The organism is Aeromonas sp. ZOR0001 (assembly GCF_000801015.1).
Classification (GTDB): Bacteria; Pseudomonadota; Gammaproteobacteria; order Enterobacterales; family Aeromonadaceae; genus Aeromonas; species Aeromonas veronii.
In genome coordinates this window covers 70,220-82,460 of the sequence record NZ_JRJY01000103.1, presented here as the reverse complement: position 1 = coordinate 82,460, position 12,241 = coordinate 70,220, and the positions used below count along the sequence as shown (strand labels likewise).

At 55.3% G+C, this 12,241-nt stretch carries 13 protein-coding genes; all 13 read left to right on the top strand.

Annotated features, from left to right (window positions below; all coding sequences use genetic code 11):
- Positions 1-365: flagellar basal body rod protein FlgC (flgC, locus tag L972_RS12950; protein ID WP_047438695.1), on the top strand; the 365-nt coding region annotated here is incomplete at its 5' end.
- 4 nt (positions 366-369) lie between these two features.
- Positions 370-1,077 (top strand): flagellar hook assembly protein FlgD, encoded by a 708-nt coding sequence (locus L972_RS12945; protein WP_047438693.1) that lies wholly within the window; start codon positions 370-372, stop codon positions 1,075-1,077.
- Positions 1,078-1,095: 18 nt separating this feature from the next.
- On the top strand, positions 1,096-2,307 hold the full coding sequence (gene flgEL, locus L972_RS12940) for a lateral flagellar hook protein FlgEL (protein WP_047438692.1): 1,212 nt from the start codon (positions 1,096-1,098) through the stop codon (positions 2,305-2,307).
- 9 nt (positions 2,308-2,316) lie between these two features.
- Complete coding sequence (lfgF, locus tag L972_RS12935; protein ID WP_047438690.1) at positions 2,317-3,051, top strand: lateral flagellar basal-body rod protein LfgF; 735 nt, start codon at positions 2,317-2,319, stop codon at positions 3,049-3,051.
- Positions 3,052-3,129: 78 nt separating this feature from the next.
- Positions 3,130-3,915 (top strand): lateral flagellar basal-body rod protein LfgG, encoded by a 786-nt coding sequence (gene lfgG, locus L972_RS12930; protein ID WP_047438688.1) that lies wholly within the window; start codon positions 3,130-3,132, stop codon positions 3,913-3,915.
- Positions 3,915-4,586, top strand: coding sequence for a flagellar basal body L-ring protein FlgH (flgH, locus tag L972_RS12925; RefSeq protein ID WP_047438686.1), 672 nt, complete (start codon positions 3,915-3,917; stop codon positions 4,584-4,586). The genes lfgG and flgH overlap by 1 nt, the downstream gene beginning before the upstream one ends.
- A gap of 8 nt (positions 4,587-4,594) precedes the next feature.
- Positions 4,595-5,701: a lateral flagellar basal body P-ring FlgIL gene (gene fgIL / locus L972_RS12920; RefSeq protein ID WP_047438683.1), complete on the top strand. Its 1,107-nt coding sequence runs from the start codon at positions 4,595-4,597 to the stop codon at positions 5,699-5,701.
- A gap of 8 nt (positions 5,702-5,709) precedes the next feature.
- Positions 5,710-6,108, top strand: a complete 399-nt coding sequence (locus tag L972_RS12915; protein ID WP_005336207.1) for a rod-binding protein — start codon at positions 5,710-5,712, stop codon at positions 6,106-6,108.
- Positions 6,108-7,451 carry a lateral flagellar hook-associated protein LfgK gene (gene lfgK, locus L972_RS12910; protein ID WP_047438681.1) on the top strand — a complete coding sequence of 448 codons (1,344 nt, stop codon included), beginning with the start codon at positions 6,108-6,110 and terminating at the stop codon, positions 7,449-7,451. The genes L972_RS12915 and lfgK overlap by 1 nt, the downstream gene beginning before the upstream one ends.
- Positions 7,452-7,462: 11 nt before the next feature.
- A complete protein-coding gene (lfgL, locus tag L972_RS12905; RefSeq protein WP_047438680.1) occupies positions 7,463-8,362 on the top strand; it encodes a lateral flagellar hook-associated protein LfgL in 900 nt (299 codons plus the stop codon).
- Between the two features lie 14 nt (positions 8,363-8,376).
- Complete coding sequence (locus L972_RS12900) at positions 8,377-9,384, top strand: hypothetical protein (protein WP_231560926.1); 1,008 nt, start codon at positions 8,377-8,379, stop codon at positions 9,382-9,384.
- Positions 9,385-9,633: 249 nt separating this feature from the next.
- Positions 9,634-10,791 carry a flagellin N-terminal helical domain-containing protein gene (locus L972_RS21925; RefSeq protein ID WP_047438677.1) on the top strand — a complete coding sequence of 386 codons (1,158 nt, stop codon included), beginning with the start codon at positions 9,634-9,636 and terminating at the stop codon, positions 10,789-10,791.
- 121 nt (positions 10,792-10,912) lie between these two features.
- Positions 10,913-12,199: a lateral flagellar capping protein LafB gene (gene lafB / locus L972_RS12890; protein WP_047438675.1), complete on the top strand. Its 1,287-nt coding sequence runs from the start codon at positions 10,913-10,915 to the stop codon at positions 12,197-12,199.
- Positions 12,200-12,241 lie beyond the last annotated feature (42 nt).

Genomic DNA, 12,241 nt, shown 5'->3' with positions numbered 1-12,241 from the left:
TGGATACCGTAGCCTCCAACCTGGCCAACGTGGATAGCGCGGCCGCCAGTGAAGATGCCGCGTTTCGTGCCATCAAGCCGGTTTTTTCCACTCTCTATCAGAAGATTCAGGATGCCGATGGCCTCGGAGCTGCGTCGGTGCAAGTGGCGGGTATCGTACAGTCCGACCGTCAGGTCGAGAAACGGCTGGAGCCGACCAACCCGATGGCCGATCAGGATGGCTTTGTCTACTACTCCAACGTCAACGTGGTGGAAGAGATGGCCGACATGATGAGTGCCTCTCGCGGTTTTGAAACCTCGGTAGAGGTGATCAACCGGATCAACAGTATGCAGCAAGGTTTGCTGCGTCTTGGTCAGGGAGCCTAAGCCCATGAGTCTGCCACAGATAAGCAGTCTGGATACGGCGCGTGGTACGGGTCAGGCTGTTGCTGACCCCAAGATCGCCAGCAATGGCGCCGGTGCTGCTCAGGAAACGCAAGCCAACCAGAATAGCGGGATGCAGTTGCGTAACGAATTCCTGCAGATGATGGTGGCGCAGATCCAGAACCAGGACCCCACCAACCCCCTTGATGGTGCCCAGTATGTCGCCCAGCTGGCCCAGTTCAGCATGGTTGAAGGGGTCGAAGGGCTGAAGAAGCTTCAGTTACAGAGCAACACCAAGATGGATACCCAGCAGGTGTTGCAGAGTACCGCTTTGGTCGACAAAGAGGTCATGGTGCCGAGCAAAACCCTTAAACAACAGCAAGAGCACAAGATCCGCGGTCAAATCGAGCTGCAAGGTGCGGCGGAGCAAGTGGATCTCAAAGTGTATGACCAGCACGGCGTGCTGGTGGCCAGCAAGAGTTGGGGTGAGAGCAAGGCGGGCGGGCTGGATTATGAACTGTCCCCCCTTCCTGCCGGAGAGTACCGCTTTGAGGTCAAGGCCTCAGCGGGCAAGACCTTGGTGGCGACCAAAAATTATGTGGCGAGCAAGGTTGAACGTGTTGCCTTGCCCGGTACGGGTGAAATCATGCTGCAGGTTGCCGGTGTGGGCGATGTCCCGCTGTTCAGTGCAATCCAGTTCGGCAAATCAGCGTAATCAGAAAGGAGCGACACTGTGTCTTTCAGTATCGGATTGAGCGGCCTGCGCGCCGTAAACCAGGAATTGAGCGTTATCAGTAACAACGTTGCTAACGCCAGTACCGCAGGCTTCAAATCCAGCCGTGCCGAGTTTGCTGCCATCTATGGTGGTGGTCAGGCTGGCGGTGTCGAGATGAACAACGTCTCCCAGAACTTTGATCGCAACGGTGATGTGATGCGCACCGGGCGCGGGTTGGATCTGGCGATTTCTGGCAGTGGCTTTTTTGTGCTGAAAGATGGCAGCGGACAAACCTCCTACACCAGAGCGGGCATGTTCCAGCGTGATAGCGGTAACTACCTGACCACGGCGAGTGGTACCCGTCTGCAGGGTTATACCACGGATGACGCTGGCAAACTGCAATCCGGTGTGGTCGGGGATATTCAGGTCAAGGCGGGCAGCCTGCCAGCCAAGGCATCCGACAAGCTGGAGTTTGTGGCAAACCTCAAAGCCGATGCCAGCAAAATTGATCAGACGGTAGCTGCTAATAAGTTCGACCCGAAAAAGTCAGAGACCTTTAACTATTCCCAATCCAGCAAGGTGTATGACTCTCTCGGATCTGAGCATACCGTTACCCAGTATTTTGTAAAAACAGACCCGAACAAGTGGGATGTTCATTACATCTTCAATGATGCTGATGTGACACCCGTCGGCGGTGAAAAAATGGTGTTTAGCGCTGATGGAAAGTTACTGACAGCCCCGACAACGAGCTTGACGCTGGATCCTACCGCGAAGACGGGGGCCTCTCCCATTACATTGCAACTGGATATGAGCCGGGTCAGCCAGTATGCCTCCGATTTTAACGCCACTCGCAACCAGTCCAATGGTTATACCGCAGGTGACCTGACCGGTGTACGGGTTGATGCCGATGGCGGTGTCTATGCCACCTTTACCAACGGTCAGAGCCTGTTGCAGGGCCAGGTCGTGATGGCAAACTTCACCAATCCCAATGGTCTGCTGCAGACCAACAACACCACCTGGCAACAGTCGTTCAGTTCCGGCCAGCCGGTACTGGGGGCGCCGGGGACCGGCACCATGGGCAAGCTGACTGCCGGGGCCTACGAGAGCTCCAACGTGGATCTGACCGGTGAACTGGTAAGCCTGATGACTTCCCAGCGTAACTATCAGGCCAACGCCAAGACTATCAGTTCCGCTGACAAGATGACCCAGGTTCTGTTCAACTCCTTCTAAGGGTAACCCGTGGAAAAGCTTATCTACACCGCCATGTCCGGGGCGCAACATACCCTGATGGCCCAGCAAATCCGGGCCAATAACCTGGCCAACGTCAATACCGCCGGTTTTCGGGCTGACTTTGAGCGGGTTTCTGCTTATGCCCTGACGGGCGATGGTTACCAGAGCCGGGTGATGGCCAAGGAGGAGATGGCGGGCACCAACTTCAAAGCAGGCCCTCTGATGCAGACGGGTCGCAAGCTGGATGTGGCGATTCGTGGCGAAGGCTTTCTTGCCGTACAGACTGAGGATGGCAAAGAGGCCTATACCCGTGCTGGTAACCTGGAAGCGGATGCTGACGGGCTGTTGACCCTCAATGGTCGGCCGGTGCTGGGGGAGGGTGGCGAGCTGGTGCTGCCCGCTTATCGTGACATCAGTTTCGGCAAGGATGGCACCCTGAGCATCACTCCTCCGGGTGGTGGCGCCCGGCTCGATGTTGGCCGCCTGAAGCTGGTCAATCCGGATCCGGTTGAGCTGGTAAAAGGCCACGATGGCTTGTTCCGGATGCGCCAGGGGGGGGATGCCGAAAGTAGCGAGCAGGTGGTAATGGCATCCGGCTTTCTGGAAGGGGCCAACGTCAATGCCGTGGATGAGCTGGTCAGCAGTATGTCATTGACCCGCAATTTCGAACTGCAGGTCAAGTTGATGAAAGCGGCGGATGATCAGGCTCGTCAAGGGGCTAGATTGATTTCCGGTCAGGGTTGAGATTGACGGTATCGGGCTGATGTCCGGTATCCGGCTACTCCTTTGTGGATTGGGCTTGATGAACAAGGTGGAATAACAATGCACGCAGCATTATGGGTCAGTAAAACAGGTCTGTCGGCACAAGATGCCAAGATGTCCAGTATCTCCAACAACCTGGCTAACGTGAACACGGTCGGCTTCAAGCGCGATCGAGTAGCGTTTGAAGATCTTTTCTATCAGGTGCAGCGCCAGCCGGGAGCTCAGCAAGATCAGCAGAATCTGGCTCCTATCGGTATTCAGATGGGTAATGGTGTGCGGGTAGTGGGTACCCAGAAGGTCTTCACCTCCGGCCAATTCCAGAATACCAATCAGGAGCTGGATATGGCGGTGGTCGGTGCCGGTTTCTTCGGAGTTGAGCGCCCAGATGGCGAGACGGCCTATACCCGCAATGGTCAATGGCATCGCAATGCCGAGGGGCAACTGGTTAACGCGGATGGTTTGCCCATGGTGCCGCAGATCCAGATCCCCGATAACGCTACCAAGATCTCTATTGGTACGGATGGTACCGTCAGTGCATCTTTGCCGGGTCAGCAAGAGAGTGTCGAGCTGGGCCGTATCACCCTGACCAATTTCGCCAACCCGGCAGGTCTGGAAGCGCTCGGTGGCAACCTATACCGTGCAACCGGTGCATCCGGTGAGCCCATTGAAGGTGTACCGGGTGAAGAGGCGATGGGGGCCGTCAAGCAATTCACGCTGGAGAGTTCCAACGTGAACGTGGTTGAGGAGATGGTCGACATGATCACGACCCAGCGGGCTTACGAGATGAATGCCAAGGTGGTCTCTTCCGCCGATCAGATGCTCAAGTTTGTCACTCAGGCTCTGTAATGATGAAGTCGATGCTGCGTTATATCTGGTTGGTATTGTTGCTGGGCGGCTGTGCCACCTATGAGCTGCAGGCACCCGAGCCGGGTGACGAGAAATGGGCACCATCCCGTCCCAAGGTGACCGCGGCTGCGCAGGGCGAAGATGGTGGCCTCTATCGTGGCAACTACATGATGACCCTGTTTCAGGATCGGCGTGCTTACCGTGTTGGTGACATTCTCACCGTGGTGCTGGAAGAGCGTACCCAGTCGAGCAAGAAAGCCAATACCAGCATGAGCAAAAACAGCAGCATGAATGTGCCGGCCCCCTCTATTGGCGGTAAACTGCGCCCCGATTGGGGGGCCGCCCTCAGTGCGGATCGGGATTTTGATGGCGGAGCGACCTCCAGTCAGCAAAATACCCTGGCAGGTTCCATTACCGTGACCGTGGCAGAAGTGATGCCCAACGGAGTGCTGGGGATCCGCGGTGAAAAGTGGATCCGTCTCAATCAGGGGGATGAGTATATCCGCTTGGGCGGCATGGTTCGGGTTGAAGATATTGACCAGAGCAACCGTATCTCGTCCCAGCGCATTGCCGATGCCCGCATCACCTACGCCGGTCGCGGTGCCCTCGCCGACAGTAACCAGATGGGGTGGCTGGGCCGCTTCTTTAGCTCGGCGTTTGCGCCATTTTGAGGAATCACATGAACAGATGGTTTATCGCCCTGCTGTGTCTCTGCTTGCCCTGGGTTAGTCAGGCTGCCGCACCGGCCAAACGAGCCTTGCTGGATATTGCCGATGTGCAGGGGCTGAGAACCAACCAGCTGGTGGGTTATGGTCTGGTGGTCGGTCTCTCCGGGACCGGTGACAAAAGCCAGGTCAAATTTACCGGCCAATCCATGGCCAACATGCTCAAGCAGTTTGGCGTGCAGTTACCGGACGATCTCGATCCCAAGCTCAAGAACGTGGCAGCCGTTTCGGTCCAAGCCACGCTACCCGCTTTGGCTGGCAAGGGGCAGTTGCTCGATGTAACCGTGACTTCCATTGGTGATGCCAAGAGTCTGCGTGGCGGTTCTCTGTTGCTGACCCCCCTGCGTGGTATCGACGGTGAAGTCTATGCCGTGGCGCAGGGCAATCTGGTTGTCGCCGGGGTGAAAGCGGAAGGGCAATCCGGTTCATCGGTCACGATTAACGTGCCGACAGCCGGGATTATCCCCAATGGCGCCACCATCGAGCGAGAGGTGGTCAGCAATTTTGCCGAAAAGCCGGAAGTGACTCTCAATCTGCACCAACCCAACTTCAAGACCGCGCGCAATGTGGAGCGAGCCATCAACCATCAGCTGGGGCCGGTCGCCCGAGCGGTGAGTGCCGGGCGGGTTCAGGTTGCTGCTCCCAGGGACGAGAGTCAGCGCATCGCGTTTATGGCACTGTTGGAAGATATAAAGGTGGATCCGGGTCAGGAGCGGCCGAAGGTGGTCTTCAACAGTCGAACCGGTACTGTGGTGATGGGGCAGGGGGTCAAGGTTCACAAGGCTGCCGTCAGTCATGGCAGTCTGACGGTGACCATTGGCGAGAGTCAGACGGTCAGTCAGCCCAACGCCTTCTCCAATGGGCAGACCACCACGACCCCCAACTCCAAGATCCAGGTCGATCGGGAACGTAACAACATGTTTGTCTGGCCGGATGGCACTTCCTTGGAAGTGATCGTCAAGGCTGTCAATTCACTCGGGGCAACCCCCGATGATGTCATGGCCATCTTGCAAGCGCTCAATGAGGCTGGCGCCCTTGAGGGTGAGCTGGTGGTTATCTAAGGACTATCATGACCAGAATTAGCTCGGATCCCGGTTTTTATCAGGATCTCAATGAATTGCAGCAAATCAAAAGCAACCCGGATCAGCGTGCCGCGCTGGATGCTGCAGCCGGTCAGTTTGAAGTCAGTTTTCTGCAAACCGTGCTCAAACATATGCGCTCGGCGACGGATGCCCTGCAGGATGAGGACGACAAGATCATCAAGGGGCAATCCCTCTATCGTGATATGTATGACAGCCAGTTGGCAATGAGCATGGTTAAGCGAGGTGGCATCGGTCTGCGGGAGCAGATGGTCAATCAGCTAGCTCCGTCATTAAAGAATCCGGACGGGGTGGTCGCTTCAGAGCAGCAGACCCTGGCTGCGTTCAGCCAGCCTCTCAACTCGGCAAAAATGAAGAAGGTTGACTGATGTCACTGCTCAATATCGGCGCCAGCGGACTAAATGCAGCCCAGATTGCATTGAACCTGACCGCCCAGAATATCGCGAACGTTAATACCATCGGGTATAGCCGTCAGGAAGCCATGATGGGCAGTCTGTCCGGTTTCGGGCGGTTGGATAATGGTGCCGGTGTCGAGGTGACAGGGGTACGCAGGGTAACGGATGACTATCTGGTTGCTCAACACTGGCGTAGCCGTTCGGCCACCGGTTCTTCTTATGCCTTTCATCAGTACATCAATACGACAGAGCAGTTGCTGGGCAGTGAGTCGATGAATATCGCAAAAGGGCTCGACAGCTTTTTTGCCTCGCTCAGTGCTGCGCTCGACAGTCCGGAAACCCCGGCACAGCGCAGCCAGATCGTCAGCTCGGCTGGGGCGCTCGCCAACCGCTTTACCCAGCTGGACGAGAGCCTGGTCACCCAGGAAAAACAGATCGACGATCAGTTGAGCAGCACTGTTTCCCAAGTGAACAGCTACCTGTCACAACTGGCCGAATTGAATGTCCAGATTGGCGATCAAGCAGCCAAGGGAGTCAATACCTCAGCGCTGGAAGATAGTCGCGAACAGGTTGTTCGTGAGTTGTCGACCTATATGGAAGTGCGGGTAAATCGTCAGAGTGACGGCGCTTTCGCGATCAGCCTGCCGCAAGGACAGCCGCTGGTGTTGGGGGGAAGCAGCAGTACTCTCGCGCTTGCTGGCGATAAACTCAGCCTCGCTTTCGGTGGTCAGACGTTTGAAGTTCCTAAATTGCACGGTGGTTCGCTGGCGGGTGTGATGGATTATCGCACCACAGTATTGCGACCGACCAGAGAGGCGCTGAATCAGATAGCGGGCAAGCTCGCAAAGGATTTCAATGATAAACAGGCCGGTGGTTTTGACCTTCATGGAGTAACCGGGAAACGGCTATTCGCTTTTGACGAAACAAAAGATATCCATGGTAACTACATCAATGCGTTGGGAACATTGCGGGTGGCTGATGGTTTTACCGGAGACGACCTGGCTTTTGCCAAGGCCGGTGGTGGCAAGGGCGATAACCGCAACCTGCAGGACCTGCTGACGATAAAAAATGGCCAATACGATGCCTATAGTGCCCTGCTTGGCAAGATGGCGGTGCAGAGCGGGCAGGCGAAAGCGAGCATGCAGGCCGATGCCAATATGGAAAAACAGATGGCGGCCAAGCTGAGCAGTGTTAGCGGGGTGAATACCGATGAGGAAGGGGTGAAAGTGATGGCTTACACCAAGGCTTATCAGGCCAATGCCAAGGTGATCAGCACCTCGGAACAACTCTTCAATTCCATTCTGAATATGTTCTGAGGAGGGTGACCATGCGCATCAGTACCAACCAGATCCAGCTCAGCATGCTAGACAATTTGCAGCATGGCTTCGGTGAATATGCCCGGCTTGATCGCCAAATCTCCACGCAAAAACGCATTCTTCAGCCCTCTGATGATCCTGTTGGCAGTGTGCAACTGCTGGGCTTGCAGAAAGAGCAGGTGGCGATGGCGCAGTACCAGAAAAATATTGCCAACGCCAAGAGCCAGCTCTCTCAAGGGGAACTGCAGTTTGAAACCATGACCAACATGCTGATGCGGTTGCGGGAGTTGACCCAGACAGCTGCAACAGGCTCTTTGTCGGATGCGGATCGTAAAGCGGTAGCCAGCGAGGTCGCCATTATCAAGGATGGTCTGCTGGATCTGGCCAATGCGCGTAACGAGAGTGGCTCCAGCCTCTTTACCGGTAGCAAGGTTGATCAGACTGCATTGGTAAAGCAGGCGAGTGGTGACTACAGCTACCAGGGGGACAATCTGGTGCGTGAGGTCAGTATTGCAAACGGCGTCACTGTGGGCTTGAACCAGACTGCTGACCAGCTGTTTCTGAAGCCTGACGATTTTTTCAAACGACTCGATAGCATGGTGACGGCAATTAATGACGCAGCACCTGACGCCGTCGATCAAGCCCGAGCCATGCTCGGCCGCAGCCAGACGCTGCAAGATAGTATCAGCCAGGCGGTGAGCACGATTGGTGCCCGGATCAATCTGCTGGATCAGATTGACGAGAGCCATGCCGAGAAAGGTGTCTATAGCAAGGAAGTGAGCAACCAGATAGAGTCGCTGGATTATGCCGAGGCAGCGACCCGACAGGCCCATGTCCTGATGGCATTACAGGTGCAACAGCAAGCTTTTGCCAAGGTTAATGGCCTTAGCCTGTTCAACTACATGCCGTAACGAGTGAAGGAGTCATGATGCAGATCCAGCAAACCCGTCTTGGGGGCGTTGCCGAGGCGCAGGCAAAGCCCAAGTTGCAGGGCCGCGCAACTGCACAGGCTCACACTCCGGAAAATCGAAAGCAGAACGAGCGCCACCCCAATATTATCCGGATGGATAGATGGGCCCTGATCGGCGCAGCGCAACAGCGCATTGCCCATGCTCAGGGTGGGGAACAGGCACTCAATCAGGTTTGGGGCGAATTGAAGCGGCTGGAACGCCAGTTGGGTCAGCGTGAGCTGGCCAGCAGTGACGTTGCCAACCGCTTAAAAATGCTGGAAGAGAAAGTCACCCAACCAAGAGGCCCTTTGACTGACGAGCTCAAGCCCAGACTTCTTGCGTCACCTCAGGAACTGCGCACCCGGTTCAGTGCCGAGCATCTGGATTTATTAAGCGCCAAAAATAGCACTGAGCGACTGGTGTTCTCTTTCCCTCAAAGCAGTAGTGCGGTGGAGGTGACCATCCCGGCCGGAGCACGAGAGGGGGAGGTCGCAACCATACTCGATCGGGCGCTGCGTAAAGAGCATATCCGGGCTCGGCTGAATGAGTTGGGCAAGCTGGAGCTCTCTGTCGCGGAACCTCATCGTCGCAAACTGGATGAGCCGGTACTGATCCGGGGCGAGGGGATTCGTATCCCGGCAGGCAACCCGATCCCGGTGCAGTTCAAGCCCAGGGCCGGAGCGCTGACTCGCATGGCCGAAGGGATTGCCAAAGGGGAGGTCCGTCAGGAGCGGCAGCGGCTGCAAAAAGTACTTGGCGAGATTGAGCAATCGGTTCGGGAGTTGAAACAGTTTCGCCAGAAGATGGTGCTGCAACTGGACAAGGTCAAGGCTCGCAGTCAGAACCTGAAACAGGAGGAGCTGGCACAGTTGCAATCCTCTCTGGCCGCCCGCCTCTCACAAGGCGGCTATATGGGCACCATGTCCGGTCTGCTGGCGCAGGCCAACGTCACTCGGCAAGGGGTGGTTGCGTTACTCACTTGATAGCGCTGACCTGTCTCATCGTTAAAAAACCGCACAAGCTGACTTGTGCGGTTTTTTTATCTCTGTGATGCCCTCTTGTGCCTGTGACGACGCGATCTGCTTGCGAGAACATTGTTGAGTACTGAACGGGGGGCCAAGAGAAACTGCCGTTCAGCAAAAAAAGATTTAATTTTCACGACGCTGTGGTCGTTCTTCATTGGGGTCAACCCAAACGCTGCCTGTGGCAGCATCTATTTCGAGGAAACGAAAATGAGTCTGTCAATCCACACCAACTTTGCCGCCATGGTCACCCAGAATCAGCTGGCTTCAACCAATAAGCTGGCCAGCACTGCCATGCAGCGTCTGGGTACCGGTATGCGCATCAACTCTGCTGCTGACGATGCTGCTGGTCTGCAAATCGCCACCCGTCTGCAATCCCAGTCCAACAGCCAGAAGACCGGTATGCGCAACGCCCAGGATGCTATCTCCATGATGCAGACTGCCGAAGGTGCCATGGACGAGATGACCAATATCGTTCAGCGCATGAAGGATCTGGCTACCCAGGCCGCCAACGGTACCAGCAGCGATAAAGATATCGCCGCCATGAACGCCGAATTTGGCGAGCTGACCAAAGAGCTGAAAAATATCGCTGGCAACACCACCTTCGGTGGTGAAAACCTGCTGGATAGCACCAATGGCAAATTTGCCAAGGGTAAGGTGACTTTCCAGATTGGCGGCACTGATCAAGAAACACTTACCGTGGATATTGGTGAAACCCTGAAGAAGGTGGTCGGTGGTGCCGCCATGAGCGCAACAGATACTGCGGCTTTTGCTGCAGTGACTAGTCCGGAAAATGACCTGACAACTACTCAGGCTACGCTGAAGACCAAGCAGGATGAATATGCACCTCTGAAGAAAAAGGAAGATGATGCCAAACGAGTCTATGATGCCGATACGACCAATGCCGGTAACAAGAAAATTTGGGAAGATGCAAAAGGATTAGCCGACGCTAAAAATGCGGAAGTAGTTACTGCCCAGATCGCGGTTGAAGACAAGCAGAAAGCGTTGAATACGGTCTCTGCTGCTGCCATGACCGCTGGCTCCGGTTTGGACTCTGGCACCCTGAAATATGGTCTGCAGAGCCAGGAACACGCTCAAAAAGCTATCGGTGAGCTGGAATCCTTTATGCAGGATATCACCAGTGTACGTTCCGCTTTCGGTGCCAATATCAACCGTCTGGAGCACACCGTTAACAACCTCTCCAACATGAAAGAGAACACCGATATCGCCAAGGGTCGTATCATGGATGCCGATTTCGCCACCGAAAGCACCAACATGACCAAGAACCAGATGCTGATGCAAGCTGGCATGTCTGTGCTGGGTCAGGCAAACCAGATGACTGGTATGGTCACCGGTCTGCTGCGTTAATCGCTATAAGGGCCGCTACCTGTGTGGCGGCCTCTTTTCTTCCCCTTGCCGGTTGAAAAGTGCTGGCGTAACAGCCTTTTTCAACAAGCAAGTCTTGCCCTGATACCGAAGGAGTTGATATATGCAGGTCGATCCCGCTTCAGCCGCGATGAATATGGTGACCAATGAGCGCAAGAACATGGACAAGCTGCTCAAGGGGCAGCTAGCCAATGTCAAGGCGCAGCAGAGTTCGCTGTCATCTATCAATTCCAAGCTCTCCAGCTTTCAGACTCTGCTGAAAGACCTGAACAAGCCGGCGACGTTGCAAGCCCAGAAAGCCAGCCTCTCGCAAGAGGGGATCATGACGGTCACCAGCAATGGCAAGGCGACCCCGGGGCAATACAACTTTGAGGTCAAGCAACTGGCACAGGCCCATCAGTTCGGGGTGCAATTGACGGATGAAAAGGCACTATTGCCAACCTCCGGCAAAGTATCGTTTACCGTCGATGGCAAGGCGTTTGCTATCGATTTGGCGACCTTGCCTGCGGGGGCGACAGCCCAGAGTCTGGTTTCTGCGATAAATGATTCGGCGGATAACCCAGGGGTCAAGGCAAGCCTGATCCGCACGGATGGCAAGGTTAACCTGGTGCTGACCAGCAAAGAGAGCGGAGTAGCCAAGGTGTTTACCCCCACCTATGATGGCGACCCGGCTTCTGCGTTCGGCAAGGCTTTTATCGATGGCAAGGTGATCACCCCGGGTCAGGACTCCATCATCAAGATGGGGGTTGGCGACGGTGCGCTGGAGATCAAGTCGCCTACCAACAAAATTGAGAACGTAGTTGAAGGGCTGACGCTGGATCTCACCAAGGTGCAAAAGCCAACCGATGGCCCGATGCAGGTGACGGTGGCTTATGACAATGAAGCCGTCACCGGCTCATTGAAAAAATTTGTTGATAGCTATAACGAACTGCTGGATCTGCTGAACAAAGAGACATCCACCGATATCAAGGCAAAAGGCGCACTGGCTTCTGATGCCACGGTGCGAGGTTTGAAAGGTGCGCTGGCCAACGCGGTTCGCAATCTGCCTGCTGGCATGACCCTGACTCAGCTTGGTATCAAAACCGAGAAGTCGGGCAAGCTGGTGTTTAGTGACTCTGATTTCAAAAAGTCGCTCGAGAAGGACCCTGAACTGCTGGGCAAGGCGCTGATGGGGGATGACGGTTTGCTCAAGCGGATGAGCAAGGTGCTCGACCCTTTCTCCAAGAGCAACGGGGTGATGGCCACTCGCAAGAGCACATTGGAAGCCAATCAAAAGCGACTTGATGATAAAATGGAGTCGCTGAATAAACGGATGGAATCTGTTTACAAGCGTTACCTCAATCAATTCACCACCATGAACCAGATGATGCAGACCATGGGAGCACTGTAAGCTTTTCCCCTGGATGAACTGGTTTGAACCTGCAATAGCGAG